The following is a 26992-nucleotide window of genomic DNA, read 5'->3' as shown; positions in this document are numbered from 1 at the left end:
GCGACCCCGGGTCCGCAATGGGGATTCGTATCGAGTTTCGAAACGACAGGCACAATACGCCCCGGCGACATTCGCGCCGAAGCCGTTCGGATATCGAACCGCCTCGGCGCCCCGCCGGTCCCGCCCTCACGATGCCGTCATGAACAACGAAACCCCGAGCCGTCCCGCCGAACGCGCCGTCAATTCGCCGCGCTTCCTGCTGTGCCTGATCTGCCTGCTGGCTTCCGCCGGACAACTGGCGATCGATATCTACGTGCCCGCGCTGCCGGCCATGGCGCATGCGTTCGGCGCCTCGCCGCAGGCGATCCAGTCGAGCGTGTCGGGCTACATGGTCGCGTTCGCGCTCGGCCAACTGATCTTCGGGCCGGTGGCCGATGCCTACGGCCGCAAGCCCGTGCTCGCGTTCGGCCTGATCATCTACACGATCGGCTGCGTGCTCTCGCTCGGCGCGCCGAACCTCGAAACCTTCGTGCTGGCGCGCTGCCTGCAAGGCTTCGGCATCGCCACCACCAACCTGCTCGCCAAGGCGATCATCACCGATACGTTCAAGGGCCAGGCGCTGGTTCACGCGTTCACCTACATGGCCACCGCCTGGGGGCTCGCACCGATCATCGCGCCGGTGATCGGCGCGCACTTGCAGGAATGGTTCGGCTGGAAGGCCTGCCTGGTGTTCCTGCTGCTCTATTCGCTGATCATGTGGGCGGTGCTGTCTCGCTACAAGGAGACGCTGCCGAAGCCGGTCAGGCTCGAGGTGCGCACGCTGATCGCCAATACCGGCAAGGTGCTGTCGAGCCCGGTGTTCCGCTGTTGCTTCCTCGCCCAGGGCGTGTGCTACAGCATCCTGCTGGTATTCAACATCGTCGGGCCGTTCATGGTGCAGACCACGCTGCACAAGCCGCCGACCTACTTCGGCTATCTCGCGCTCGGCATCGGCGCGATGTATTTCTGCGGCGGCCTGTCGAACCGGATCCACAGCGCGGCGCTGCCGACCTCGGAACAGCGCGTGCGGATAGGTGCCTACACCATGGCCGGCGCTTCGGTGGCGATGCTGCTGCTGGCGCTGACCGTCGGCCTGCAAGTGTGGACGCTGGCCGTGCCGGTGCTGGTGATGGGCTTCTGCGCCGGCGCGATGTACCCCACGCTGATGGCCAAGGGCAATTCGCTGTTCCCGCACATCGCCGGGCTGACCAGCGCGCTGCTCGGCTGCGCGCTGCTGCTGGTGTCGTCGCTGATGATGGGGCTGGCCGGCTTCGTGTCGATCCACACGCTCACGCCGCTTGCGCTGTTCTTCGTGATCCTCGCGGGGATCGTGGTGGTGATGGTCAGGAAGCTGCTGCGCTATCTCGCGCAAAGCAAGCCGGCCACGGTCGCCAGCCGGTCGAGCGAAGCGGCCTGAGCGGCGCGGCGAGGCGCCGGTCCGGATCGTTCGCACACCGGAAGCGGCGCGGCCCGTCGCGTTCAGTGCGAGGCCGCCTCGCCGTGCTTCACGCGCTCGGCCGCCGCGATGATGGCATCGGCCACCGCGCGCGGCTGGCTCAACATCGCCACATGGCTCGCGTTCACACGGGTGACGGTCGCGCCGATCCGCGCCGCCATCGCCTGTTGCAGCGCCGGATCGATCATGCGGTCCTGCGTGGTCACCACGAAGGCCGACGGCTTGGTGTGCCAGGCCGCCTGCGTCACCTTCTCGGCCGCGCAACCGCCGAACCACGGACCTTGGGTGGCGGCCACCACGTTCTGCTCGACGCGCGGCAGGTCCGGCGCGAAATCCTCGCGGATCGCCTTGTCGGACAGCGTCATGAAGCCCGCCGAATCCTTGCGCAGCTCGCCGACCCAGGCCGGCGGCGGCGCATCTCGGGTCAGGTCGGCGATCGACTGGCCGCTGTCCGGCGCGAACGCCGCCACGTAGACCAGCGACTTCACCTTCTCGTCGTTGCCCGCCTCGCTGATCGCGACGCCGGCCCACGAATGCCCGACCAGCACCACCGGCCCGGTCTGCTGCTCGATCGCACGGCGCGTCGCGGCCACGTCGCCGGCCAGCGAAGCGAGCGGGTTCTGCACCGCCACCACATGCAGGCCCCGCGCTTCGAGCAGCGGAATCACCTTGCTCCAGCTCGAACCGTCGGCGAACGCGCCGTGCACCAGCACGACGTCGGTGCCCTTCAGGTCCGCCACCGGCGCGGCCAGCGCCGGCGTGGCCGCCACGGCCGAGACCAGGCCACCCGCCAGTGCGGCGGACATCACAATGCGTTTGATCGTCGAATTCATCAGGATTCCCTTTTATTCAGTCGTGGAGAGATTTGAGGCGCGGTGCGGGCAGAGGCTCAGGAATGCGCATAGACATCGCCGAAACCGGGGATCGCGTCGCCGGCCTGCGCAGCGTGGGCCTGCCGTGCGGCGTGCTTCGCGGCCGGGCGACGTGCGGCCGGCGCGGCGCGATCCGCATCGGCCTCGCCGTCGGCCTGCGACAGCGACGCGCCGTTCTGGTCGCTGCGGACCTGCACGAGCGCGGCCTCCAGATCGGCCGGATATTGCGCGTCGCCGCTGATCGGCTGATAGCCGGCCCGTTCGACGCGAACCAGATCGGCGCGCACATCGGCGCGGGTCAGCGCCTGGGGCGCGGCGGCAAACGACAGGGCGGGGGCGGCAAGCAGCGCGGCAACGGCGAGCAATCGGGCGGCATTCATCAGTGTTCTCCTGGATCGGGTGGGGTTCGGTGCCGCGTCGCGTTGCGTGCGTCGCCGGCATGACTGCATTTGAACCGCCCGATGTATCCCGGATGTTTCCGGGCAAGCCGCGCCGTGCAAGCCAGTTTTTCCGGCGCGCTCGCCGATACAGAACGCTACAAAACCCCGCGCCCGCCGGCCGATTGCTTCGCCCTCCCCTGGTTTTCCCTGACTTGTGCCGCACCGGCCGCAGTGCGATTCTTCGCAAACCGGCCAACCGTTCGAACGGTTGACCGGTTGAACCGATAACGATCCCGAACCCAGCAAAGCCGGCCCGACCATGAAGACTGCGACGATGGAATTGACGAAACTGGACAGCGTGCGCGCGGAATCGACCGTCGAACGGATCGCCCAGCGCCTGCTCGACTTCCTGTTGTCGGGCGCGGTCGAGCCGGGCGACCGGATTCCGTCGGTCACCCGCCTGTCCGAGCAACTGGGCATCGCCCGTTCGTCGGTGCGCGAGGCCGTCAAGCTGCTCGAATCGCGCGGCGTGCTCGACGTGCGGCAAAGCAGCGGCTGCTATTTCAAGGGCAACGATCCGAGCGCGCTGTTCAAGACGGTCGAATGGGCGCTGCTGTTCGGCACCAAGGACATCACCGAATTCGTCGAGGCGCGCTGGCACATCGAGATGCTGCTGGTGGATCTGGCCGCGCAGCGCCGCACCGACGCGGATCTCGAACCGATCAAGGCCGCGCTCGACGCGATGCGCGACGCGCAAAGCGGTGAGGCGTTCAGCGAGGCCGACCTGACGTTCCACTTCGCGATCGCCGAAGCCGCGCACAACGCCGTGCTGCGCGACGTGCTGCGCGGCATCCGCTCGCTGACGATGAGCTGGATCGGCCGCAACCTGTCGCGCGCCACCACACCGCAAGCCGCCTATGTCGACCACGTGCCGATCTACGAAGCGATCGTCGCGCGCGATGGCCGCCAGGCCCGCATCGCGATGCACGAGCACATGGTGCGCGCGACGCGCCGCCTGGTGCAGACCATGACGGCCGCCGACGGCGCGGCGCTGCAGGAACGCATCGAAGCGCTCGCGGCCCTGCCCGCCAGCGCGATCTGATACACCCGGGGCGGCCGCGCGCCGCTCCGTACCCCCATCGCACGGTTACGCAGAGAACCGGCGAATCAACCAGGAGATAGGCCGTGAGCCAGACAAGCGCCGTAAATATTAAGGATTCCCAATCTGATGACGCATTGCGCCGCCACCGGCGCAATGCCGCGCTGGCGAGCCTGATCGGCACGTCGATCGAGTGGTACGAGTACTACATTTACGGCGCGGCGGCCGCGCTGGTGTTCCCGCCTGTGTTCTTTCCGAACGTCAGCCCGCAGCTCGGCCTGCTTTATTCGTTTGCTTCCTATGCAGTGGCGTTCATCGTGCGCCCGATCGGCGGTGCGATCTTCGGCCATTTCGGCGATCGCATCGGCCGCAAGCGCACGCTCGTCATCACGTTGCTGATCACCGGCCTTTCCACCTTCCTGGTGGGCTGCCTGCCCTCGTCGGCGCAAGCCGGGGCCATCGGGCCGATCGCGCTGGTGATCCTGCGCGTGCTGCAGGGGATCGGCGTGGGCGGCGAATGGGGCGGCTCGGCGCTTCTGTCGATCGAATGGGGCGACCAGAAGAAGCGCGGCATGTCGGGTGCATGGCCGCAAATGGGCACCTCGGTCGGGCTGATCCTGTCGACCGTCGCGATGATCGCCGGCAGCGCCGTGGCCGGCGACGCGTTTCTCGCCTGGGGCTGGCGCATTCCGTTCCTCGCCAGCTTCGTGCTGATCGTGGTGGGCCTGGTGGTGCGCATGAAAGTGCAGGAAACGCCGGCATTCGCCAGGCAGCAGCGCACCGGCAACGTGGTCGCGAACCCGGTGCGCGAGGCGATCCGCAAGTTTCCGAAGGAGATCGTATTGTCTGCATTCCTGCGCATGTCGGAGCAGATGCCGTTCTACGTGTTCACCGCCTTCACGCTCGACTACGCCACGCGCCAGGTGGGCCTCGACCGCCAGTTCGTGCTGTGGTGCACCGTGGCCGCGGCCGTGCTCGACATGTTCCTGCTGCCGTATTTCTCGATCCTGTCGGATCGCGTCGGCCGCCGCCGCATGTATTACCTCGGCTGCGCCGCGCTCGCGCTGCTGGCCTATCCGTATTTCGCGCTGATCAACACCGGCAACCATGCGCTGGTGTTCCTCGCGATCGCGCTGTCGATGCTGCCGCACTCGCTGCAATACGGCGCGCAGGCCTCGCTGATCGCCGAGCAGTTCCCCGCCAACATCCGCTATGCGGGCGCCGGCATCGGCTACCAGCTCGCCTCGGTGGTGGCAGGCGGCCCCGCGCCGCTGGTCGCCACCGCCCTGCTCGCCTGGTACGGCAGCGGCTACGCGGTCGCCGCCTACCTGCTGTTCGGCGCGATCGTCGCGGCCATCGCGCTGCGCCTGATGCCGGACCGCTCGCATCTCGACATGTAAGGCTTCTTCCCCCACACACCGGATCTGACCGATGAAGACAAGCACCATCAAGACCATCGCCGTTGTCGGCACGGGTTACATGGGCGGCGGCATCGCACAATGCCTCGCACTGACGGGCCGCAAGGTCTACCTGACCGACGCCGACCCGTTGCGTGCGCAACAGGCGCGCGCCCGGCTGCTGGAAGAAAGCGCCGCGTTCGAGAAGGCCGCGCTGTTTCCCGAAGGCAGCACGGCCCTCCTCGAAACCCACCTGGTGGCCGCCGATTCGATCGAGGCCGTCGGCCACGAAGTCGATTACGTGGCCGAGGTCGTGCCCGAGAATCTCGACCTGAAACTGAGCGTGCTCAAGCGCATCGAGGCGGCCGTGCGGCCCGACTGCATCATCGCGAGCAACACCTCGGCGATCCCGATCCACGAGATGGCCCGCGCGCTCGACACGCCGCAGCGCCTGTTCGGCGTGCACTGGATGAACCCGGCGCCGTTCGTGCCGGCCGTGGAGATCATTCCCGGCAAGGACACGCCCGAGGCCATGCTCGAAGCGGCCGAAACGCTGGTGCAGGAAGCGGGCAAGGTGACCGCGCGCGTGGCCGACGTGGCCGGCTTCGTCGCGAACCGCCTGCAGTTCGCGCTGTTCAAGGAAGCCGTGGCGGTGGTCGAGGAAGGGCTGGCGACGCCCGAGGACGTCGACAAGGTGGTCAGCAATTCGTTCGGCTTCCGGCTCGCGCTGTTCGGGCCGTTCGCGATCGCCGACATGGCCGGGCTGGATGTGTACGCGGCGTCGTATACGTCGCTCGAGAAGCAATACGGCCCGCGCTTCACGGTGCCCGCCGGCCTCAAGGCGCGCGTGGAGGCGGGCGACTTCGGGCTCAAGAGCGGCGGCGGCTTTCTCGGCATCGCGCCGGACGCGGCCAAGCCGCTGGCGGCGTATCGCAACCGGGCGTATCAGAGCCTGATGCAGTTGCGCAAGACGTTGGGGGCGCCGCCGTTCGAGGGGTGAGCGGCGCAAACACCAAGGCCACGCACCCGAACGACCCGAACCGGTGCGCGCCGAGCCACGGCCGCCGCGTTCTCGCAACGACCCGGTGACAGGCGGCACCGCGCCGGCAGCATCCGCGAAATGGACGCCGCCGGCACTGCGCCACGAGCCGACACGCCCCCTCACCCCCGCCGCATCGGCCGAAAACCGGCCCGCACTTCCTGCGCGAACAGCAACGGTTCCTCCCACGCCGCGAAGTGCCCGCCCTTGTCGACCTCGTTGAAATACACGAGCCGGTGATAGGCCTGTTCGGCCCAACTGCGCGGCGCCTGATAGATCTCGCCCGGAAACACCGTGATCGCGGCCGGCAGCGAAATATCGACGGCGTTGAAGTTGTTCGAGTGATCCTCCCAGTAGATCTGCGCGGCCGAGGTGGCCGAATCGGTCAGCCAGTACAACGAAATATCGTCGAGGATCTCGTCGCGCGTCAGCGAGCGCTCGGGCACGCCGCCGCTGTAGGTCCATTGCGAGATCTTGTCGTACATCCATGCGGCCTGCCCGGCCGGCGAATCGGCCAGCGCATAGCCGACCGTCTGCGGGCGCGTGACCATCATGGCCGAGTAACCGCAGTTGTCGCGATAGAACGTACCGAGCTTCGCGTAGGCGGCCGCCTCCTTCGGCGACAGCCCGGCGGGAGCCGGTGCATCGAGCTGCAGCAGCCGCGCGATATCGGGCGGCACGGTCGCCGGCATGTTGACGTGAATGCCGGCCAGGCCCTGCACCTTCTGTATCGCCATCCGGTGCGAGATCACCGAGCCGCAATCGCCGCCCTGCGACACGAAGCGCGTGTAGCCGAGCCGCGCCATCAGTTCGCCCCAGGCGCGCGCGATATGGTTCGAATCCCAGCCGGTGCGGGCCGGCTTGCCCGAGAAGCCGAACCCCGGCAGCGACGGCACCACCACATGGAACGCGTCGTCGGCGCTCGCGCCGTAGGCGGTCGGGTCCGACAGCGGGCCGATCGCCTTGAGCAGTTCGAACACCGAGCCGGGCCAGCCGTGCGTCATGATCAGCGGCATCGCATTGGCGTGACGCGAACGAACGTGGATGAACTGGATGTCGAGGCCGTCGATCTCGGTGATGAACATCGGAAAGCCGTTCAGCCTGGCCTCGCCCTTGCGCCAATCGTAATCGCTGCCCCAGTACTGCAGCAGTTGCTGCATGCGCGCGAGGCGCACGCCCTGCGATTCGTCGGCGACGGTTTCGCGCGACGGCCAGCGCGTCGCGGCAATGCGGCGGCGCAGGTCCGCCAGATCGGCGTCGGGCACCCGCGCACTGAACGGACGAATCGTGGCGGCAGCGGCGGCGCGCGCGGCGGCGGGCACCAGGCCCAGCGCGCCGGCGGCCATGGAAGCCCCCAGCAGGTGGCGGCGCATCGGTGAGAACGCAGAGGAAGACATCGTTCGTTATCCTTTTTTCCAGTGATTGATCGAACCGCGTTGCCGGCTCATCGCGCCTCGGACGCGTCGCGATGCAAGGCAGCCGCTGCGGTGACAGCCATTGGAAAGATTCGATGTATCTGGCTTGTGTTCGGCACGTACCGGTTTGTATCCGCATGGCCGGCCGAACGCCGCGTTGAATGACATCTCCGCGAACGTTTCGCATGCACCCCGCTGCCGCATCGATCGAATTCCTTCTTTTCATTCAAGCGCTTCCGCGCAAGCGGCAGCGCCGCACTCGCGCGGCCGGCGATCGCCGCGCCGAGGCACGGCGCGCCCTGCTTCTCATACGAACGTATGAGCGCGTCGATATCAAGGCATGGGAACGGGCAGATGCAGGTCTCATGGAAGACAGGCCCATGCCGCCGCTATGCTTTCCTCACCGGTTCAACGGCGTTTCACGATCGATTCGCAGTGCCATGCAATCGCCATCCGCAACGATCCGCCTCCCTGATCCGGCCCGCCCGGCGTCGCGACCGATGCCACCCACTACACGCTGTGCCCACCGGAGAGAACTCGATGATGCTGGCCTCCCACGACCTGCCCACGCTCGCGAACGACGACATCGTGGCGCGCGCGCTGCTCGACATGCTGTTTCCGCCCGCCCGCCTGCGCTTCGAGCGGCCGGTCCGGCAACGCGCCGCCCGCCGTGCCGCACCGGCCGCCCGCAATCTGTCGCCGAGCTTCGATGCGCACTGCTGCCCCGATCACGTCGCCGTGATCGATCGGCTGCCGTCGGGTTCGATCACGGTGACGTGGAGCGATTCGCGCTTCGGCAAGTACACCGAACAGATCTGGCACGCGGCGCTGGCCCATGAGCATGCGGTGTGTGCGCTGACCGGCCGCGAGATCGCGCAGGGCAGCCGTGTGTTCCGGCCGCGCAAGCGCGACGCGAACGTGCCGGCCGAGTACCCGTGGATGATCCTGTCGTCGGCGCTCGACACCGGCATTGAGTTGCCGGTGGAAAATGCGCCGCGTCGTCACGCGCCGGCCGACTGAGTCTCGCTCGCGCCCTCCCGTCCCCGCCGATTTGTATCGCCATGTGTCTCGCCCCCGCGCCGTTACACGCGCTTGCGCCAGCGCGGCACGGCGGACATGCCCCGGATACATCCGCACGCTGAAATCGCTTCCGTGTCACCCGCGCCGCGCCGGCCGTCGCCATCGCGCCGCCGCGCGGCTCCCCGCCCCTGACCCGGATAACGATCATGTCGCTGCTCATCGTCGCCTTCTTTGCCGGCGCGCTCACGGTACTGAGCCCCTGCATCCTGCCGGTCGTGCCGTTCGTCTTCGCACGCACCGACGTTTCCTTCGTTCGCAGCCGCCTGCCGCTGCTGCTCGGCCTCGCGGCCAGCTTCGCGCTGATCACGGGGCTGGGCGCGGCGGGCCTCGGCGGCATCGCCCAGTTCAGCCGCTACGGGCGCACGATCGCACTGGCGAGCTTCGCGCTGTTCGGCTGCGCGCTGCTGTTTCCCACCGTGGCCACGCGCATCGCCGGGCCGCTGACCAACGCTGCGAACGGGCTCATCGGCCGCTCGCAACGACTCGGCCCGCGCTATCGCGTGGCGGCGGCGGCGTTGACCGGCATCGCCACCGGCCTGCTCTGGGCGCCGTGCGCCGGCCCGGTGCTCGGCCTGATCCTGAGCGGCACGGCGCTGCACGGCCTCGGCTGGCGGACCGTGGCGGCGCTGGCCGCCTATGCCGCCGGCGGCGCGGCCTCGCTGCTGATCGTCTCCGGCCTCGGCCGGCGCGCGCTGCATGCGCTCAGGCAACGCGCCGGCATGAGCGAGCGCCTGCGCCGCATCACCGGCGCGAGCGTCCTGCTCGCCAGCGGCGCGATCGCGCTGGGCGTCGATACGCAAGCGCTCGCGCAACTGCCCTCGCCGCCCACCAACCGGATCGAGACGCGCCTCGTCGGCCTGCTCGACCGGCCCCATGCCGATCGCACGCCGGCCGCGCAGGCCGCCGAAGCGCCGCTGCGCCTGCCCGACGAAGGCGAACTGCCCGCGCTCGACGGCGCGACGGCCTGGCTCGATTCGCCGCCGCTCACACGCGACGCGTTGCGCGGCAAGGTCGTGGTCGTCAACTTCTGGACCTACTCGTGCATCAACTGCCTGCGCACGCTGCCCTATCTGAAGGGCTGGGACGCGCGCTATCGGCGCGACGGGCTGGTCGTGATCGGCGTGCATACGCCGGAGTTCGGTTTCGAGCGCGAGGCGGGCAACGTGCGGCGTGCGTTGAACGACCTCGGCATCCGCTACCCCGTCGCGACCGATAACGATTACCGCGTCTGGCAAGCGTTCGACAACCAGTACTGGCCGGCCTTCTATATCGCCGATGCAAGCGGGCGGATCCGCTATCACCACTTCGGCGAAGGCGGCTACGACGAGGCCGATCGCGTGATCCGGCAGTTGCTGGCCGGCAGCGGCCGCACCATGCCGCCAGCGCCGGGCAGCGGCCTGGCGGCATCGGCCGGCGGCGCGCTGGCGCCGGCCGACGCCGACGATATCGGTTCGGGCGAAACCTACGTCGGCTACCGACAGGCGCAGGGCTTCGCCTCGCCCGAACCGGTCCGGCCCGATCGCGATGCACGCTACAGCGCACCGGCACAACCGGCGCTGAATACGTGGGGATTCGGCGGAACCTGGCGGGTCGGCGCCGAGGCGGCGGTGGCCGCGGCGCCGGGCGCGCGGATCGTCTATCGCTTCCATGCCCGCGACCTGCACCTCGTGCTCGCGCCCGGGGCCGACGGCCGGCCGGTGCGCATTCGCGTCGCCATCGACGGCGCGCCGCCCGGCGATGCGCATGGCGCGGACATTCACGCCGACGGCAGCGGCATCGTCAACGCCGCGCGCCTTTACCAACTCGTGCGGCAGCGCGGGCCGGTGCGCGACCACACGTTCACGATCGAATTCCTCGACCCCGGCGCGCAGGCCTTCAGCTTCACGTTCGGTTGATTCGCCCGCGCCTTGCGCGCCCGCCCTTCGCCCCGAATCGCGCCACACGCGGTTCGGGGCGAATGCATTCCTGCATGCGCCACGGCGCCCCACCGGACAGGCAATGTGTTTCGCAACGTATCCGCCCGAGCAGGCGATACATGCGCATGCAACAAACCCTCGCGCAGAAATACACCCGATACGTGGGCCGGTTGTAATGCTTTCACGCCGGCAGCAAACGCAACGCGCCGCCGAGCAAACGAAGCCCTCACCGTTGAATCATCCACCACGTTTCAGGAGAAACATCATGCAAGTCTCGAAGCTCGCCGTCTCGTTCGCCCTGGTCGCCTCGCTTGCCGCCGCATCGAGCGCGTTCGCCGCCGCACCGGCCCAATCGGCGCCCGCCCAGGGCTGCACCGCCGCCAAGGTCGCCCAGACCATGAACGCGCCGCTGACGCGCGCCGAGGTGCGCCAGCAACTGATCGAAGCCGAGCACGACGGTCAGCTCGCCGCGCTGCAAGACCTCTATCGCGGCGGTTGATCGCCGCACCAGCGCGCCACGCCTGCAAGACCCGCATCACGCATCTACGCATCCCCCTCATCCATCCAGGAGAAACATCATGCAAGTCTCGAAGCTCGCCGTCTCGTTCGCCCTCGTCGCCTCGCTCGCCGCCGCATCGAGCGCGTTCGCCGCCGCACCGGCTCAATCGGCACCCGCCCAGGTCAGCGCCGAGGAGCAGGTCTCGCGCGCCATGAACGCCCCGCTGACCCGCGCCGACGTGCGCCGTCAACTGGTCGAGGCCCAGCAGAACGGCCAGATCGCCGCGCTGCGCAGCCTCTATCGCGGCAGTTGAGCATCGCAGCGGCGCGCGCCGCCGCGCGCCGCTCTTTTTTCGGAATATTCAGGATAACTGGAGGAATCGCATCATGATCAAGATCGGATTCGCCGCGGCCATCGCCGTCGGCATGCTTGCCGCCGCTTCGACCGCGTTCGCCAGCGGCTACGGCCCCGCACCGCATTACGATCCGCTGGCCGGCGCTCCCGCGTCGCAACGCGGCCAAAGCGCCCAGACGCTGCATGCCGAAGCGGCGCAGTGGATGGCGACGACGTCCTACGGCTCGGAGGGCCTCGCCAGCTCCGAATCGGGCGTGCGCACGGCCTGGCAAGACACCGCCTCGACCTATGCGCATCACTGAAGATGTCGACCCACGGCGCGCCGTTCTGCTTCGCAGTGCTGGATGCAGGACGCGCGCCGCTTCGCCTCTCAGCCCGGCGCCAGCGGCAGGATCAGCCGCGCCTCCAGCCCGCCGGTGCAACGATTGCGCAGTTGAAGATCGCCACGCATGGCGCGCACCAGCCGCCGCGCGATCGCCAGCCCCAGCCCCGAACCTTTCGCCTTGCTCGCCGATTCCGGCGCGCGATACCACGGCTCGAACACGGCCGCCAGTTGCGACGGCGCGATGCCCGGCCCCGAATCGAGCACGGCCAGCACGAGCTGCCGGGTGTCCACCCGCACGCTGAGCCGCACGTCCGAGCCGTAGCGCAGCGCGTTGTCGATCAGGTTCATCAGCACGCGCCGCAGCGCATGCGGACACGACACGATCGGCCGGCCGACACATCCGTCGAGTTCGACGATGCGCCCCGCGTCGCGATAGTTGTCGATCAGCGCGGCGAGCATGCGGTCGGCATCGATGCGGCGCGGCGATTCGACACCGACCGACTGCGTGCGCGCGCAGGCCAGGCTCGCCTCAACCAGTTCGTTCATCTCGGCCACGTCGGCCGCCACCGCCTCGCGCAGCGCCGCGTCGTCGAGCATCTCGCCGCGCAGGCCGAGGCGCGTCAGCGGCGTGCGCAGGTCGTGCGCGTAGGCCGCCTGCACCACCAGCATTTCCGCTTCGCGCTCGGCGAACTGCGCGCATGCGCCATTGATCGCACCGATCAGCCGGTCGAGCACCGGCGTGCCGTCGGCCGGCAGGACACCGCGCGCGCCGTCCCGGCCGTGCGCGTCGATGCGCGCCGCGAGCCGCATCACGCGGCGGCGTTGGGCGCGCAGCCGCGCCAGGCTCGCCGCCGCGATCAGCGCGAAGCCGGTGCCCGGCACGATCGCCACCGCCATCATCAGCAGATGCGCGAGCGGACGATGCATGGCGATGGCCGATATGGCGTTGAGCGCGAGCGTGGCCAGCATGAAAGCGATTCGCAGCAGCGCGGCATAGCGATGCCCGCGACCGGCGGCGGAGCGCAGCCGCGCACGCCATCGCACGAGCGGCGTCGCGACCAGCGCGCGCGGACGCGCCAGCACTTCGGAGGCATTGAGGCGCAACAGCGTCAGGGTTCTGTTCATTCCGTTTCTCCCGTCTGGATGGGGTCTTAGGCACGGAATGCATGACACCATGCGCGCCCGGTGGCGCGCTATCAGACGTCAGGGCGCTTACCCCCTACCAAGGTTTATCCCGGCATGGCGGAGGTTCAGGTTCAGCTCGAAACGGGCGGTTGCCCCAGCGCGCGGCCGATCCATGCTTCGAGCTCCGAAGCATCGATCGGCTTCTCGATCAGGCACAGCGCGCGGCTCGCCTGGGCGCGCTCCAGCGTGCGGCCGGTGGCGAATGCGGTGATGAAGACGGTGGGAATAGTCACGCCGCGCGCGGCCAGCCGCGCGAGCAGGTCGATGCCGTCGAGGCCGGGCATCTGGATGTCGCAGACGAGGCAGGCCGTGTCGGCCAGCGCCTCCGACGCGAGGAACGCATCCGCGGTCTCGAACACGCGCGCCTGCCAGCCGAACGAGCGCACCAGGCTGCTGGTGGCGGCGCGCACGAACGGATCGTCGTCGACGATGGATACGAGCTGGTGGACGGCTACGGACAAAAGGACTCTCGCTCAAAACTCCGGGGAACGAGCCGGTCAGGCAGACCGTCGTCCGGGAGCCCAGAATAGCGGGCCGCCAGCCGGGCCGCCATCATATCGAAGTATAGGGTCGGGCTGGCGCGGCCCGGCGCGACCCGGCCCGCGCCTCAGCGCGCCGCCAGCCGCTCGATGCCGAGCGCCTCCATCTTGCGCACCAGTTCGGCCACCGAGCGCGAATTCATCTTGCGCATCGCCTGCCCGCGATGGATCTTGGCCGTGATCTCGGCGATCCCCATGCTGGCCGCGATCTGCTTGTTCATGAGCCCGTCGGCCACGTGCTGGAGCACCTCGCGCTCGCGCGGCGTCAGCGACGCCCAGCAGGTGCGCGTCTCGCCGAGCGCGAGATCGGACGCGCGCCGCGCCGCATCGCGCTCGAGCGCGGCGATCACCGCATCGATCATGTCCTGATCGCGATACGGCTTGGCCAGGAAATCGACCGCGCCGGCCTTCATCGCCTTGACCGTCATCGGGATGTCGCCGTACGCCGTCATGAAGATGATCGGCATGTGCGGCGCGCCGTCGTCGAGCAGCGTACGCTGGAACGCCAGCCCGCTCTGCCCTTTCAGGCGCACGTCGAGCACCAGGCAGGCAGGCCCGTCGTGGCGCGGCGCGGCGACGAACTCCTCGATCGAGGCGAACGCGCGCACCTCCAGATCGATCGAGCGCAGCAGCCCCGACAGCGAACCGCGCACGAGTTCGTCGTCGTCGACGATATGAACGATCCGGGCATCGGGTCGGGAAGCGGCATGGGAAGGGCGGGAAGATGGCATCGTCGCGTCGGTGTCGTCAGTGAAGCGGCCGCGCCAGGCGCGGCCCGAAATCGAAATGGCGAAATGGGCGCGCGCACCGCGAGACGGCGCGCGCGGCCCGGCTCAGGGCTGTTGCAGCGGCAGCACGAAGCTCGCATGGGTGCCGGCCTCGGGCTCGCGCCGCGCCAGCGTCAGCGTGCCGCCGTGCGCCTCGACGATCGAATGCGAGATCGCGAGGCCCATGCCCATGCCGTTCTCCTTGGTCGTAAACAGCGGTTCGAGCAGGCGGCCGGCAACCTCGGGATCGATGCCGCTGCCATGATCGAGCACGCTGACGCGCGCCCAGCCGGCCTCGTCGGCCGTGCATGCCAGCGCCAGCGGCCGCGGCCGGGCATCCAGCGCGGTCATCGCCTCGGCGCCGTTCATCAGCAGGTTGATGACCACCTGCTGAAGCTGGATCCGGTCGCCATGCACCTGCACCGGCTGGTCGAGCCCGCGCAGCTCGAGCGCCACCTCCAGCGTTTCGAGCTGGCCGGCCACCAGTGCCGCGGCCTCGCGCAGCGCATCGCACAGATCGAGCGTCGAGAATTGCGGTTCGGCCTTGCGCGCCTTGGCCCGCAGCGCCTCGATGATGGTCTTGGCCCGCGTCGCGCTCATGCTGATGTAGCGGAGCATCTCGCGCGTCTCGTCGATGTCGGGCGGCGTGCGGTTCAGCCAGCGCAGCGCGGCGCTGGCCGACGTGTCGACCGCCGCGATCGGCTGCCCGACCTCGTGCACGATCGACGCCACCAGTTCGCCCATCGCCTTGAGCCGGCTCGCGCGGCCCAGCTCGGCCAGCGCGTTGCGCAACTGCTCCTCGGCGCGGGCGCGCTGGTCGTACTGCTCGCCGAGCGCTTCGTAGAGCCGCGCATTTTCGAGCGCGAACGCGGCCTGCCCGGCGATCACCTCGATCACGGCCGCCTTGGCCGCCGTGAACACCTTCGACGCGAGCTTGTTCTCCAGATACAGCACGCCGACCAGCGTGGCGTAGCGCATCAGCGGCACGCACAGCACCGAGCGCGGGCGGTAGCGGCGCACGTAGTCGTCCTCGGCGAACGCCGGGGCATCGCGCAGATCGTCGATCACGAGGCCGTCCTGCTTGCGCGCGACGGCCTGCACCAGCGACACGGGCAACACGTCGGGCGTGAAGCCGGCCGGCTCCTGCGTGACGCTGACCTCGCCCTCGCGCACATAGGCCTGCGCGGGCACGCGCCAGCCGTCGTCGCGCCGCAGCGCCAGCACGCCGTAGCCTGCGCCGGAATTCTCGAGCGCGGTGCGCAGCACGGTATCGACCAGCCGCGCCGGCACGATGTCGCGCGCCAGCGCGTTGGAAATGCGCAGCACGGCCTGCACGTCGAGTTCCTGCAGACGGCTGGCCATCGAGGCGCGCGAATCGGATTCGAACGCCTCGGCGTGCGCGGCCTGCAACTGCCGCACCTTGGCTACCGCCCCCCAGCGCTGCCAGGCGCCGCGCGCGTGCCGCAGATAGGCGCGGGCCGGCACGTCCTCGTGGCGCGCCAGATGGAAACGCGCCGCACGCTCGGCCGCGAACGCCTCGACCTGCGCGAAGCCGTGCCGGCGCGCGTGGGCCACGGCCGCCGCGTAGGCGGCGCCCGCCTCCGCGGCCTGCCCGCTCGCGCACAGCGCCTCGGCCTGCACCAGTTCGCGGCGCGCCACGAAATTCTCGGGGCAGGCTTCGGCCCACTGCATCAGTTGCGCGCGATGACGCTGCAACGCCGCTTCCTGGGCCGCGCTGCGCGCCGGCAGCCCGATCAGCGCCAGTGCGCCGTAGTACGCCAGATCGCCGCTCTCGGCGAACGAACGCCCGGCCTGCGCGCAGGCTTCGGCACGCCGCAGCGCTTCGAGCGCCTCGGCCTGCTCGCCGAACATCACGGCCGCCTGAAGGCGGTACACCCAATACGCCGCATCGACCAGCGTGGCCGGCGCACCCTCGACCGGCACCGGCGCGGGCGGTTCGCGGCGCGCGGGCGGATCGTCCTGCAGGCGCGCCAGCAGCGCCGACTGCGCCAGCAGCGCGTTGATCACGAGCTGGAAATTCGAATCGCGCGCCAGCACCAGCCCGCGCTGCACGGTTTCGCGGATCTCGTCGAGATACTCGCCCGCGAAAATCATGCCGGTTGCTTCGTTGGGATTGCAGTAGTTCGCGAACGTGTGGTCGCCCGATTCGAGCGCCACCGCATAGGCCCGCCGCACGTAGTCGCGCGCCGAACGCGCCGGCAAGGTCCACGGCACCACGAACACGCCGAACACCATGTAGACGCGCGCGCGGTAGCGCGACAGCCCGCAATCGTCGACCAGATGCAGCGCGAGCCGGCCGAAGTCGAGCGTGTAGCGGTAATCGCCGTAACGCACGCCGAAAATCTGGTTCATGCAGGTGTAGACGTCGGCCGACGCGTCCGAGTGGCCGTACTCGATCGACAGCATCACGAGCCGCAGCACCATCATGTCGACGAGGTTCGCGTCGGTAAACAGCGCGGGCGGGATCAGGTCGGCGAAGATGTCCATGATCGCGCGGCGCAGCGGATCGTCCACCAGCGGCAGCGCGCGCAGGCCGTCCACGCCGTGCACGTCGAGCCAGCCGCGCACGCGCAGGTACTCCTCGTGCACGTCGGGCTCGCCGGGATGCAGCGGCACGTCGATGCCGGCCCGCCGCGCAAACGATAGCCCGACGGCCAGCGCGAGATCGTAGCGGCCGAGCGTGGTGTAGAGCGCCGCGCGCAGGCGCGCCAGATCCGCGCCGAAGATGCCGTCGCCGGCCAGCGGTTCGAGCGCGGCCAGCCGCGCCTCGGCCGCGTCGAGCGCGCCAGTCATGAATTCGGCCTCGCCGCACAGCCGCCGCGCGGCCAGCCCGGTTTCGCTGGTGTCGTGCTCGCCGAGGAAATCGAGCGCGGCGCGGAAATAGACCAGCGCCGAATGATGCGCGGTGGCCGCCTTGGCGCGCCGGCCCGCATCGAGATTGATCGCGGCGAACGCGGCCCGTTCGCTCGCGCTGTCGACCGCCGTGCGCGCGAGGTTGAGCTGCGCGGCCATCGCGAACGGGTCGGTTTGCGTGCCGGGGTGGTCGAGCAGCCGGCGGGCGATGCGCAGATGCAGCGGCGCACGCTGCGCTTCGGGGATCGACGCATAGGCCGATTCGCGCATGCTGTCGTGGCCGAACACGTAATCCTCGCCATCGCGCAGCACGCTGCCGGCATTGAGCGCCGGTTGCAGCTCGCGCGCCACCTCGTCGGGCGCCATGCCGGCCGCCACCGCCAGCAGGCCGCTGCCGGCGCGGTCGCCGAGGCAGGCCAGCAGGCGCGACAGCCGCTGCGCGGCGGGCGGCAATTGTTCCAGCGTGTGCGCGAGCAGGCCGGGCATGTCGTCGAGGCCGCGATGGCGCGTGATGCGTTCGAGGTTCCAGCGCCAGGTGGCGACGTCGTGGTCGTAGTCGAGCAGGCCGTCGTCGGCCAGCACGCGCAGCAGATGGCGCGCGAAGAACGGATTGCGGCCCGACTTGCGGTCGATCTCGGCCACCAGCGGTTCGAGCGCGGCGGCATCGCCATTGAGCGCGCCGGCCACCAGCTCGTGCAGCGCCAGCCCGTCGAGCGGCCCGAGCGCGATCGTGACGGCGGCGAGCCGCTCGGCGGCCAGCAACGCATGCAGCGCATGGCCTTCGCCGAGTTCGTGGCCGCGAAACGCGCCGATCATTGCGATCGCAGCCTCGCCGTGCTGCAGCAGCACGCGCTCCAGCACCTGCAGCGTGCCGGTGTCGGCCCATTGCAAGTCGTCGAGCAGCAGCACCAGCGGCCGTTCGGGCGTAGCGAAGCTGGCGATCAGGCGCGCCATGCCCTGCAGCACGCGCTCGCGCTCGAACGCGGGCTGCACCTCGTCGGCCGCCGGCAGCGGCTGCGCGCCGAGCACGGCGGCCAGCGTCGGCAGGAATTCGCTCAGGGTGTGGGACGCCGGGCCGGCCGCCTCGCGAATCCGTTGGCGCCAGGCCTCGAACGCGTCGTCGGGGCTTGCCAGCACGTATTGCAGCAACGGTTCGAGCGCCTGGATCAGGATCGCGTAAGGCGTGCCGCGCCGGCCCTCCTCGCTCTTGCCGCGCGCGAGCAGCGGCGTGCCCTCGCGCTGGATGCGCGCCACCGCCTCGCCGAGCAGCGTGGATTTGCCGATGCCCGACGGGCCGGACACCCACGCCACGCGCGACCGGCCGCGCGACGCCACTTCGCGGTACGACGCCACCAGCGCCTCGACCTCGTGCTCGCGGCCCACCACGCGGGCGCTCTCGCGCAGCGATTGCATGGCCGCGCGCGTATCGAGCGCGAACGGATCGATGCGGCCGTCGCGACGATACAGATCCTCGCAGCGCGCGAGATCGGCCAGCAGCCCGGCCGCATTCGCGTAACGCTGCTCGGGGGCCTTCTCCAGCAGTTTCAGCACGACCCGCGACAATTGACGCGGCACGCCGCCGGCCACCTCGGGCAGCGGGCGCGGACGGCGCGTGGCATGCGCATGGATGCGGGTGTTGGCGTCGTCGGCCTCGAACGGCGGCACGCCCGCCAGCAGTTCGTAGAGCACGCAGCCCACCGAATAGAGATCGGCGCGCGCGTCGACGCGCACGTTCATGCGCGCACCCAGTTCAGGCGCCATGTAGGCGAAGCTGTCGTCGTCCCATTCGAGCGCGTCTTCGTCGCGATGCAGCGCGCCCTCGCCGCGCCGCACCGCCGAACCGAAACCGGTCAGCACCACGCGGCCGTCGCGATCGGCCAGCATGCGCCGCGGCGTCAGCGCGCGATGGACGATGCCGGCCGCGTGCATCTCGCCGACCGACTTCACGATCGCGCCCGCCAGCGAGAAAAACGCCGGCAGCCCGACGCCGCCCTTCGGCAGCGGCTCGCCGCCGCGATCGGCCAGCACCAGCACCATGCCGTCGCCGTAAGGCAGCAGCGCCTGCGGCGCCGCGCTCCAGGCCCCATCGAGCACGTCGCGCAATGCGAACTCGTGTTGCAGCGCGGCCACCGCCGCCGGCGTTGCGCTGCCGCGCCCGGCCACCAGCACCGGTGTCGCGTCCGGCGCATGGGCACGTTCCACGCGCGGCGTGCCGGCGCAAAGCTCGATGAAACGACACTTGAAGAGATCAATCATGGGACGAATCGAAACATGACGACTGACATCGCGACATGGCGATGCCGGTGAGAAGACCAGCAGATCGAGCGGATTATAGCGGCGGCCGCGGCAGGTTTTCTCATTTCAATTAATATTTTCTGACAATTTTCGATTGGCTATGAAGCAATGAAAATCGCTCTTTGGGTCGCGCGACCGATAACCATGCATGCCATTTCCGGCCGCGACCCGGTGGCATTCCGGCACGCCACCATCTCGCCAGAACCGTTGCTGCTCCAGCTTATCCACGCGATTTCGGATCACGGCCAGGCGCTCTTCATTCATCGGCACAAACTCACGCGCACAGATGAATTCCTCAGTCGATTGAGTGATATTCAGGCGAATCGACATCGAATTGAATGCGCCATTCATGCGTCCCACATTCTGATCGGCAAACGCAATACGGCAATGCGCGTGAAACCCGTCCTTCAATCCAGGCTTCACTCGGAAAGATGTCCGACGTCATGTACTGAAATGTATCTGTGCGCCGCCCGTGCATGAAAACGCGATCTGGAAATAAAAAAAGCGCCGGCAGAACCGGCGCTTCATCCGCTGACAAGCGGCGAATCAAAACATGCATTCAGCGAAGCCGGCGTCGGCCCCGCCGCTCAACCAAAACGCGGCGACAAACGCGTCGCGCCACCGCCGTACATCGCCGCCCCACCGCCCGGCTGCATCACCGCGTCCGACACCTCGAACACCGACACCGCCGCCTTCAGATGCTCGGTCTGCTGATGCAGCGACGCGGCCGCCGCGGCGGCCTGCTCGACGAGCGCCGCGTTCTGCTGGGTCATCTCGTCCATCTGCGTGACGGCCTGGTTGACCTGCTCGATGCCGGTGCTCTGCTCGCGCGACGACGCGCTGATCTCCTCCATCGTCTGCGCCACGCGCGAGATCGTGGTGGACACGTTGCCCATTGCCGCGCCGGCGTTTTCCACCAGCTCCGCGCCGCCGCGAATCAGTTCGACCGATTCGTTGATCAGCGCCTTGATCTCCTTGGCCGATTGCGCGCTGCGCTGCGCGAGCCCGCGCACCTCGCCCGCCACCACCGCGAAGCCGCGCCCCTGCTCGCCCGCGCGCGCCGCTTCCACGGCCGCGTTCAACGCCAGGATGTTGGTCTGAAACGCGATGCCGTCGATCACCGCGATGATCTCGGCAATGCGGTCCGAGCTTTGCGCGATGCTGTGCATCTTGTCGACCACCTGATTGACCACCGCGCTGCCCTGCGCCGTGGCGCTCAGCGCGCTGGCGGCCAGCGTGTTCGCCTCGCGGGCGTGATCGGCGTTTTGACGCACGGTGGAGGTCAGTTCCTCCATGCTCGACGCGGTTTCCTCCAGCGACGCCGCCTGGCTCTCGGTGCGCGCCGACAGATCGGCATTGCCGGTGGCGATCTCGTTCGCGCCCAGGTGGATCGCGTCGGCCGATTCGCGCACCAGCTTGACCGTGCCGGCCACGCTGGCCTGCATGTTGGCGAGGCCGGCGAACAGGTGACCGATTTCGTTGCTGCCGCGCGCGCCGATCGGCGTGTCGAGCTTGCCCTGCGCGATGCGGTCGAAGTGACGCCCGGCTTCCTCCAGCGGCGCGACCAGCCCGCGACGCAGCCCCAGGTGAATCACCACGGTCAGCACCGCGAGCACCAGCAGGATCGCCGCACCGACCATCTTGAACACCTCCACGCGCGTGTCGATCGCGTCGAGCGAGGCGCGGCCCGAGCTCACGGCGAACGCTGCGAAGTCGTGCACTTCCTTTAAGTAGGCATCCTGAAAGCCTTGCGTCGGCTGATCGAGGAAGGCCTGGATGTTGTTGGCGTCGAGGAACTGCGCGAGTTCGCCGAGCGCGCCGTGCAGCTTGCCGTAGCGATCCGCCAGCGCGGCGGCGTTGGCCGAGGTGCTGCCCTCGCGGCTCGCGGCCACGTAGCGCGCGAAGCTCTGATCGGCGGCGGCGAGCTGCTCGCGCGCGTGCTGCACGATCTGGGCCGGCTCGCCGCCGCCCTTGACCATGCGCGTGCCGGCGCGCGAGAGATTGATGCGGGCGTCCATCAACTGCTGAGTCGTCTCGTTGACGGCATTCATTTGCCGCACGGCGATATTCGACAGTTCACCGACGTTGTCGTGAGTCCGCGTGAGCGCCCAGTACCCGAGCGCGGCCGTGACGAGCTGGAATGCGCAGAATGCGATCAGCACGCAGAGCAAGCCGGTTGAAACCTTGATTTTGCTGAACATTTTGGGGGACGGATGAGCGTCGATTTATTTAGGGATAACGCTCAGGGTTTACGGCAGATACGGTGGGGAGCTTGAGTGCGATTCGCGCGGGCCGCGCTGGGGCGCCGTTCGTGACGAACGGAAATGATTGCCGCATCGACACGCCTGCCCAAAAAGCAGAGAATCGTCCACCTCATCCGGCCCCGCGACGTACAGCGGCACGACGCGCCAATCCGGTGTCTCACGGCTTCGCCCGAAGCGTTCAACCGTCTCGACCGACATGAAACACACAATCCCCTTGCTTCTCGCCTGCTTGACGGCAGGCCTGGCCGGATGCGCACATCTCGACAAACCCGCCACCCATGCAGCACCGCCGGCTGCGGCCACCGCCCCTGCCCCGGCCACGCCGCTGTCGGCCGGCGTGCCGTTCGTGCTCGGCACGCCGTCGGGCGCCGGTGGCCCGAGCGGATTGGGCGGATTGGGCGCCGGCCTCGATCCGTCGAAGGCCAGGATCGTGAAGGCATGGGCCGAAGCCTTGGTGGCCGACCCGGCCATCAAGGCCTACTTCCTGAACGCCCCGGGCAACCCCGGCGACACGCGCCGGCTGGCCTTGATGCGCGCCTTGGGCATGCTCAACGGCATGGAACGCATTTCGCCGGACGATCGCGAACAATTGCTGCGCATTTCGCAGCGCGCCATCGACAATGCGCCGGCCGATTGCGGCGGCAACAAGAACCTCATCGCGGTGATCGCGCGCTACCTGTCGTTGAATTCGGAGAGCGACGCCGCGCTGCGGGCGCAGTTGGATGCGATCAGCCATATGCTGCACGAGGCAACGCAAACCTCACCCGCACCGCAAATCACGCCGGTCCAGCGCCTGCAAGGCCAGCTCGCCGTTTCCGCGTCGATCGCGGCGGCACTGAAGCAGAACCCCGACGCCGCCAACGATCTCGCGCTGCTGATGAGCGGCAAGCAGGCCACGATGTCGCCCGTGGCCTGGTGCAAGGCAACCCGCGTCTATCGCAATGCGCTTGTCGCGACGCCCCAGCCGGCCCGCGACTGGGCGTTTCTCGCCGGGCTCGACGATCAGAAGCGCTTGATCGCGCTGATGCTGGCGCTGCCGAAGGCTCCGGCAGCGGCTGCTCCGGCGCCGGCTCCGCGTTGACGTGATGCTCGGAGGCGGTCAACACCACGACCGCCCCGCCCCCTCAAGCCGGCAACGCGAACTGCGTCACCGCCTCCCGCAACACCTCCGCCTGATCCTTCAACGAATGCGCCGCCGCCGCGGCCTGCTCGACCAGCGCCGCGTTCTGCTGCGTGACCTGATCCATCTCGCCCACCGCGCGGTTGACCTGCTCGATGCCGGTGCTCTGCTCGGTCGCGGCCTGGCTGATCTCGCCGAGGATCTCGTTGACGCGCTTCACCGATTGCACGATCTCCTGCATCGTCGAGCCGGCGCGCGACACGAGCGTCGCGCCTTGCTCGACGGTGGTGGTCGAGGTGTCGATCAGCGATTTGATCTCCTTGGCGGCCGACGCCGAGCGCTGCGCCAGCGAGCGCACCTCGGCGGCCACCACCGCGAAGCCGCGCCCCTGCTCGCCCGCGCGCGCCGCTTCCACCGCCGCATTGAGCGCGAGGATGTTGGTCTGGAACGCGATGCCGTCGATCACGCCGATGATGTCGGCGATCTTGCGCGAGCTGCCGGTGATCTCGTCCATGGTGCGCACCACGTCGCCCACCACGTCGCTGCCGCGCGTCGCCACCTCGGCCGCCTGGCCCGCCAGCGCGGCGGCCTGCGAGGCGCTCTCGGCGCTCTGCCGCACGTGCGAGGTGATCTCGTCCATGCTCGATGCGGTTTCCACCAGCGCGGCGGCCTGCTGCTCGGTGCGCTGCGACAGGTCGGTATTGCCGGCGGAAATCTCGGTCGCGCCCACGTTGATGTTCTCGGTGCCGAGCCGCACGCGCGACACCATGTCGATCAGCCCGGCCTGCATGCTGTGCAGCGCATGCAGCAGGCTCGCGCGATCGTCGCGCTGCAGCGTGACGTGCGCCGTCAGGTCGCCCTGCGCGATGCGGCGCGCCGTATCGACGGCCGATTCGAGGTTGCCGCCGAGGCTGCGCCGCACGCTGCGCAGCACGAACACCATCAGCACCGTGGACACGATGCCGAGCGCGCCTGAGGCGGCCAGCCACAGCAGCACGTCGTGAATCATCGCCGCGCGGATGTCGTCCATGTACATGCCGGTCACGATGTACCAGTCCCACGGCGCGAAGCGGCGCACCACGCTCGATTTCTCGACCGGCGCGTCGGCGCCGGGCTTCGGCCACAGGTAGCCGACATAGCCCACCTCGCCCGGCCCGTTGCCGGCCTTGACGATGTCCACGAACAAATGCGCGCCGTTCGGATCGGTGAAGCTCGACAGATTCGTGCCGTTCAGCTTGGGCTTGATCGGATGCATGATCATCACCGGCTGCGAATCGTTGATCGAGATATAGCCGTCGCTGCCGTAGCGCATCGCGCCGATCGCATCGAGCGCGCGGTGCTTGGCCTCGTCCTCGCTGATCGCATGCTGCTGCGACTGCTTGTAGTAATAGTCGGCCACGCCATAGGCCTCGCTGATCAGCGAAGCCAGCGCATCGCGGCGGCCGTCGAGCATCGTCTGGCGCGCGTGCCACGCGCCGAATCCCGCGATCAGCAGCAGGCCGATCCAGAGGATCGCGATCATCGACGTCAGTTTCCGGTTCAGAGTGAAGGAATGCATGGGATGAATGTCCGCCGTCGGGTCGTCTGGTCGTCGTGTGGTCTTCGCCGGCCGTGTGCGCGCGCCGGCTCCTGTCTTGACGGCACACGCGGCGCGCCGGCGCAGGCGGGAATTCCCTGAGAGATGCGCTGAAAACCCGCGATGGGCGCGATTTTGACGGGAAATCATCTGATCAATCGCGCGCCGCTATACTGGCCGGCCCGCGCGGGGCGGGACACCTGAAAACGGAGCGAGGCGAAAATGGATCGTTTGACCGGCATCGGCGTGTTCGTGGCGGCCGTGGAGGAAGGCAGCCTGGCGGGCGCGGCCCGGCGCTTCGGGCTGTCGGCCGCGATGGCCGGCAAATACGTGGGCGCGATCGAGGCCGAACTCAACGCGCGGCTGCTCCAGCGCACCACGCGGCGCCTGAGCCTGACCGATATCGGTCAGGTGTACTACGAACGCTGCAAGCGCATCCTCGAAGCCTGGGACGACGCCAGCCGCGAAGCCAGCGACGCCCAGGGCACCGCGCGCGGCACCTTGCGCGTGGCCGCGCCGGTCACGTTCGGCGCGATGCATCTGGGCGCGGCCGTGGCGCGCTTTCTGGAGGCGCATCCGCAGGTCGATGTGGAGGTCGCGCTCTCCGACCGTTACGTGGACCTGCTCGAAGCCGGCGTGGACGTGGCCGTGCGCATCGGCCGCCTGCCCGATTCCGGTCTCGTCGCGCGCCGCCTCGCGCCGTGCCGGATGGCGATCTGCGCGGCACCGGCCTGGCTCGAACGGCACGGCACGCCGCATCATCCCGACGATCTGCGCCATGCGCAGCGGCTCGGCTTCAGCGAGGCGGTGTCCGGCGGCGACTGGACGCTGGCCGGCCGGGACGGCCGCCTGCATGTGATCGACGGCCCGTGCCGGCTCGCCGCCAACAACATGCAGATGCTGCTGGCGGCCGCGCTGGCCGGCGCGGGCGTGGCGTTCGGGCCGACCTTCGTGCTGGGCGAGCAGATTGCGCGCGGCGCGCTCGTCGAGCTGCTGCCCGACTATCGCGCGCCGGACCTGACGATCCAGGCCGTGTATCCGAGCGCGCGCCATTTGCCGCTCAAGGTGCGGCGCTTCGTGGATTGCCTCGCTGCCGAGTTTGGAGACGCGCCGGCGTGGGACCGGTTCGCGCCTGGGAGGGCAGCCGAGGCCGTGCCGACGGCGGCAGCAGCCGGCGGCACGGCCAAGGGCCATAGACGCGGCGGCTAGGCCTTATTGCCGTTCGAGCCGTTCGAGCCGTTCAGGCCGCCACGGCGTCGTGCACGTCGCCCGCGCCGTCGCCATCGGCGGTGCCGAGCGGGTTGGAAATCCGCAGCGCCCATCGGCCGTCCGCGCCGCGCGCCATCACTTGCGTGGCGGTGCCCGATTGCGTCGCCTCGCGGCCGTCGGGCAGCGTCATGCGCACCGTCCAGTCGAGCAGCACCAGCGCGACGTCGCCGCTCGTCAGCGTGCGCCGCACGCGGTTGACGATGTGCGGGCGTCCCGCCAGCAACGGCCCCAGCGCGGCACGCAGCGCGGGCTTGCCATGCGCGGTGTGGATGCCGTCGGCCATGCGCATCGTGGCGTCGTCATCGAACAACGCCAGCACCGCCTCGACGTCCCCGGCATTGAACGCCGCGTCGAATGCTTGCGGCACCTGCTCGGGCATGAGTCGCACATTTGCTTCGCAAGCCGAATCGAGTTCATCGAGAAACGCGCCAATGCGCTGCACGAGCGCGTCCGGCGCTTCGAGCGGCAGCAAATGCCCGACGTCCGGCAGGACCTCAAACCGTGCGCCCGCGATACGCGGCAGCAACTCGCGACGCAAGACCTCGACGCGCTCGACCTGATCGCGCTCACCCGCGATCACCCGCACCGGCACGTCGATCCTCCCCACCGCGTCGCCGATATCCTCCAGCATCCCCGCGCCAGGCCACGCGGCCTTGGCTTGCGGCGCGCCGCGCAGGCTGTCGGCGATCGCCTGCTCGCGCAACGCCGCCGGCAACGGCCGCGACGTCAGCACTGCGTCCAGCACCTGCCCCACCGACTCGCGCGACGCATAGGCCTGCGCCATCGCCGCGCGCTGCTCGGCGGGCACGGCCATCGGCGACGGCGGCGACGGTGCGACCAACACCACGCCGGCCAGGCCGCGCGGCTGCCACGAGGCCAGCAATTGCGCGACCTTGCCGCCCATCGAATGGCCGACCAGCACGTAGCGCGTCAGGGCGAGTGATTCGATCACCGCTTGCGCGTCGCGGGCGAGATCGGCCATCGCGTAGCCATCGGCTGGGGCCGAGGAGTCGCCCCAGCCGCGATGGTCGATCGCGACGGTCCGGCAACGGGCGCGCAACGGCGCGACGACGGCGTCCCAGGTGCGAGACGAACCGCCCCAGTAGTGGAGGAACACGAGTGCGGGGGCGTTTGCACGGCTGCCGGCGGCGCGGTTGCCGCTGTCGCTGACGTGAATGTCGAGGTGAAGGCCGTTGGTCTGGATCTGCATGGCGGTGCTCCCTGAGGCGGTGCGCTTTGGCGCGATGGCGGGCGGACGGTTTGCCCGTCCGGCATGGGAGGCATCGTAGGCA

General features: G+C 69.1%; 22 protein-coding genes. 11 read left to right on the top strand and 11 right to left on the bottom strand.

Annotation, left to right across the window (positions count from 1 at the left end):
- The first annotated feature begins 139 nt into the window (after window positions 1–139).
- Window positions 140–1396 (top strand): multidrug effflux MFS transporter, encoded by a 1257-nt coding sequence (locus AB4850_RS05200; protein ID WP_414441534.1) that lies wholly within the window; start codon window positions 140–142, stop codon window positions 1394–1396.
- Between the two features lie 62 nt (window positions 1397–1458).
- Here the strand turns inward: AB4850_RS05200 and AB4850_RS05195 are convergent, their stop codons facing one another.
- Window positions 1459–2268, bottom strand: a complete 810-nt coding sequence (locus AB4850_RS05195; protein WP_414441533.1) for an alpha/beta fold hydrolase — start codon at window positions 2266–2268, stop codon at window positions 1459–1461.
- Between the two features lie 56 nt (window positions 2269–2324).
- Window positions 2325–2687, bottom strand: coding sequence for a DUF4148 domain-containing protein (locus tag AB4850_RS05190; RefSeq protein ID WP_414441532.1), 363 nt, complete (start codon window positions 2685–2687; stop codon window positions 2325–2327).
- Between the two features lie 334 nt (window positions 2688–3021).
- On the opposite strand from AB4850_RS05190, the gene AB4850_RS05185 reads away from it, so the two are divergent.
- The 3 genes from AB4850_RS05185 (at window position 3022) to AB4850_RS05175 (ending at window position 6183) form a co-directional block, all read left to right on the top strand.
- On the top strand, window positions 3022–3789 hold the full coding sequence (locus AB4850_RS05185) for a FadR/GntR family transcriptional regulator (protein WP_414441531.1): 768 nt from the start codon (window positions 3022–3024) through the stop codon (window positions 3787–3789).
- 83 nt (window positions 3790–3872) lie between these two features.
- Window positions 3873–5186, top strand: a complete 1314-nt coding sequence (locus AB4850_RS05180; protein WP_414441530.1) for an MFS transporter — start codon at window positions 3873–3875, stop codon at window positions 5184–5186.
- Between the two features lie 31 nt (window positions 5187–5217).
- Window positions 5218–6183, top strand: a complete 966-nt coding sequence (locus AB4850_RS05175) for a 3-hydroxyacyl-CoA dehydrogenase family protein (RefSeq protein WP_414441529.1) — start codon at window positions 5218–5220, stop codon at window positions 6181–6183.
- Window positions 6184–6344: 161 nt separating this feature from the next.
- Here the strand turns inward: AB4850_RS05175 and AB4850_RS05170 are convergent, their stop codons facing one another.
- Complete coding sequence (locus tag AB4850_RS05170; RefSeq protein WP_414441528.1) at window positions 6345–7619, bottom strand: epoxide hydrolase family protein; 1275 nt, start codon at window positions 7617–7619, stop codon at window positions 6345–6347.
- A 558-nt stretch (window positions 7620–8177) separates the two neighbouring features.
- Between AB4850_RS05170 and AB4850_RS05165 the strand changes: the two genes are divergently transcribed.
- From AB4850_RS05165 to AB4850_RS05145, 5 genes are all read left to right on the top strand, one after another.
- A complete protein-coding gene (locus tag AB4850_RS05165; protein ID WP_414441527.1) occupies window positions 8178–8657 on the top strand; it encodes a DUF3331 domain-containing protein in 480 nt (159 codons plus the stop codon).
- Window positions 8658–8863: 206 nt separating this feature from the next.
- Window positions 8864–10612: a cytochrome c biogenesis protein DipZ gene (locus tag AB4850_RS05160; RefSeq protein ID WP_414441526.1), complete on the top strand. Its 1749-nt coding sequence runs from the start codon at window positions 8864–8866 to the stop codon at window positions 10610–10612.
- 286 nt (window positions 10613–10898) lie between these two features.
- Entirely contained in the window at window positions 10899–11132 is a 234-nt protein-coding gene (locus AB4850_RS05155; protein WP_414441525.1) for a DUF4148 domain-containing protein, read from the top strand.
- Window positions 11133–11211: 79 nt separating this feature from the next.
- Window positions 11212–11445 (top strand): DUF4148 domain-containing protein, encoded by a 234-nt coding sequence (locus tag AB4850_RS05150; RefSeq protein ID WP_414441524.1) that lies wholly within the window; start codon window positions 11212–11214, stop codon window positions 11443–11445.
- Between the two features lie 73 nt (window positions 11446–11518).
- The gene (locus AB4850_RS05145; RefSeq protein WP_414441523.1) at window positions 11519–11788 is read left to right on the top strand and encodes a hypothetical protein; all 270 of its coding nucleotides are present in this window, start codon (window positions 11519–11521) and stop codon (window positions 11786–11788) included.
- Window positions 11789–11856: 68 nt separating this feature from the next.
- On the opposite strand, the gene AB4850_RS05140 is transcribed toward AB4850_RS05145, so the two are convergent.
- The 6 genes from AB4850_RS05140 to AB4850_RS05115 all read right to left on the bottom strand — a co-directional run bounded on the left by AB4850_RS05140 (window position 11857) and on the right by AB4850_RS05115 (window position 21672).
- Window positions 11857–12936, bottom strand: coding sequence for a sensor histidine kinase (locus AB4850_RS05140; protein ID WP_414441522.1), 1080 nt, complete (start codon window positions 12934–12936; stop codon window positions 11857–11859).
- A 131-nt stretch (window positions 12937–13067) separates the two neighbouring features.
- The gene (locus AB4850_RS05135) at window positions 13068–13457 is read right to left on the bottom strand and encodes a response regulator transcription factor (protein ID WP_414441521.1); all 390 of its coding nucleotides are present in this window, start codon (window positions 13455–13457) and stop codon (window positions 13068–13070) included.
- Between the two features lie 146 nt (window positions 13458–13603).
- On the bottom strand, window positions 13604–14266 hold the full coding sequence (locus tag AB4850_RS05130) for a response regulator transcription factor (protein WP_414441520.1): 663 nt from the start codon (window positions 14264–14266) through the stop codon (window positions 13604–13606).
- A 102-nt stretch (window positions 14267–14368) separates the two neighbouring features.
- Window positions 14369–19432 (bottom strand): AAA family ATPase, encoded by a 5064-nt coding sequence (locus AB4850_RS05125; RefSeq protein ID WP_414441519.1) that lies wholly within the window; start codon window positions 19430–19432, stop codon window positions 14369–14371.
- A gap of 105 nt (window positions 19433–19537) precedes the next feature.
- Window positions 19538–19894, bottom strand: a complete 357-nt coding sequence (locus AB4850_RS05120; RefSeq protein WP_414441518.1) for a hypothetical protein — start codon at window positions 19892–19894, stop codon at window positions 19538–19540.
- A 164-nt stretch (window positions 19895–20058) separates the two neighbouring features.
- Window positions 20059–21672, bottom strand: coding sequence for a methyl-accepting chemotaxis protein (locus AB4850_RS05115; protein WP_414441517.1), 1614 nt, complete (start codon window positions 21670–21672; stop codon window positions 20059–20061).
- A gap of 259 nt (window positions 21673–21931) precedes the next feature.
- Here AB4850_RS05115 and AB4850_RS05110 point away from each other — a divergent pair, with 259 nt between their 5' ends.
- Entirely contained in the window at window positions 21932–22816 is an 885-nt protein-coding gene (locus tag AB4850_RS05110) for a hypothetical protein (protein WP_414441516.1), read from the top strand.
- 43 nt (window positions 22817–22859) lie between these two features.
- Here the strand turns inward: AB4850_RS05110 and AB4850_RS05105 are convergent, their stop codons facing one another.
- Entirely contained in the window at window positions 22860–24413 is a 1554-nt protein-coding gene (locus AB4850_RS05105; RefSeq protein WP_414441515.1) for a methyl-accepting chemotaxis protein, read from the bottom strand.
- A 240-nt stretch (window positions 24414–24653) separates the two neighbouring features.
- Between AB4850_RS05105 and AB4850_RS05100 the strand changes: the two genes are divergently transcribed.
- On the top strand, window positions 24654–25640 hold the full coding sequence (locus AB4850_RS05100) for a LysR family transcriptional regulator (RefSeq protein ID WP_414441514.1): 987 nt from the start codon (window positions 24654–24656) through the stop codon (window positions 25638–25640).
- 31 nt (window positions 25641–25671) lie between these two features.
- Here AB4850_RS05100 and AB4850_RS05095 read toward each other — a convergent pair whose 3' ends face one another.
- Entirely contained in the window at window positions 25672–26910 is a 1239-nt protein-coding gene (locus AB4850_RS05095) for an alpha/beta fold hydrolase (RefSeq protein WP_414441513.1), read from the bottom strand.
- Between the last annotated feature and the right edge of the window lie 82 nt (window positions 26911–26992).

This window comes from Burkholderia sp. 22PA0106, from assembly GCF_047497155.1.
Classification (GTDB): Bacteria; Pseudomonadota; Gammaproteobacteria; order Burkholderiales; family Burkholderiaceae; genus Burkholderia.
Note: the sequence above shows the minus strand (reverse complement) of the source record. Positions and strands in the feature narration are given on the sequence as shown.

Bases quoted from the DNA above. Each gene is read 5' to 3' on its own strand.
- AB4850_RS05160 (WP_414441526.1), top strand. From the start codon at position 8,864: ATGTCGCTGCTCATCGTCGCCTTCTTTGCCGGCGCGCTCACGGTACTG.
- AB4850_RS05130 (WP_414441520.1), bottom strand. From the start codon at position 14,266: ATGCCATCTTCCCGCCCTTCCCATGCCGCTTCCCGACCCGATGCCCGG.
- AB4850_RS05185 (WP_414441531.1), top strand. From the start codon at position 3,022: ATGGAATTGACGAAACTGGACAGCGTGCGCGCGGAATCGACCGTCGAA.
- AB4850_RS05165 (WP_414441527.1), top strand. From the start codon at position 8,178: ATGATGCTGGCCTCCCACGACCTGCCCACGCTCGCGAACGACGACATC.
- AB4850_RS05100 (WP_414441514.1), top strand. From the start codon at position 24,654: ATGGATCGTTTGACCGGCATCGGCGTGTTCGTGGCGGCCGTGGAGGAA.
- AB4850_RS05110 (WP_414441516.1), top strand. From the start codon at position 21,932: ATGAAACACACAATCCCCTTGCTTCTCGCCTGCTTGACGGCAGGCCTG.
- AB4850_RS05115 (WP_414441517.1), bottom strand. From the start codon at position 21,672: ATGTTCAGCAAAATCAAGGTTTCAACCGGCTTGCTCTGCGTGCTGATC.
- AB4850_RS05105 (WP_414441515.1), bottom strand. From the start codon at position 24,413: ATGCATTCCTTCACTCTGAACCGGAAACTGACGTCGATGATCGCGATC.
- AB4850_RS05150 (WP_414441524.1), top strand. From the start codon at position 11,212: ATGCAAGTCTCGAAGCTCGCCGTCTCGTTCGCCCTCGTCGCCTCGCTC.
- AB4850_RS05095 (WP_414441513.1), bottom strand. From the start codon at position 26,910: ATGCAGATCCAGACCAACGGCCTTCACCTCGACATTCACGTCAGCGAC.
- AB4850_RS05145 (WP_414441523.1), top strand. From the start codon at position 11,519: ATGATCAAGATCGGATTCGCCGCGGCCATCGCCGTCGGCATGCTTGCC.
- AB4850_RS05170 (WP_414441528.1), bottom strand. From the start codon at position 7,619: ATGTCTTCCTCTGCGTTCTCACCGATGCGCCGCCACCTGCTGGGGGCT.
- AB4850_RS05155 (WP_414441525.1), top strand. From the start codon at position 10,899: ATGCAAGTCTCGAAGCTCGCCGTCTCGTTCGCCCTGGTCGCCTCGCTT.
- AB4850_RS05190 (WP_414441532.1), bottom strand. From the start codon at position 2,687: ATGAATGCCGCCCGATTGCTCGCCGTTGCCGCGCTGCTTGCCGCCCCC.
- AB4850_RS05175 (WP_414441529.1), top strand. From the start codon at position 5,218: ATGAAGACAAGCACCATCAAGACCATCGCCGTTGTCGGCACGGGTTAC.
- AB4850_RS05200 (WP_414441534.1), top strand. From the start codon at position 140: ATGAACAACGAAACCCCGAGCCGTCCCGCCGAACGCGCCGTCAATTCG.
- AB4850_RS05140 (WP_414441522.1), bottom strand. From the start codon at position 12,936: ATGAACAGAACCCTGACGCTGTTGCGCCTCAATGCCTCCGAAGTGCTG.
- AB4850_RS05195 (WP_414441533.1), bottom strand. From the start codon at position 2,268: ATGAATTCGACGATCAAACGCATTGTGATGTCCGCCGCACTGGCGGGT.
- AB4850_RS05125 (WP_414441519.1), bottom strand. From the start codon at position 19,432: ATGATTGATCTCTTCAAGTGTCGTTTCATCGAGCTTTGCGCCGGCACG.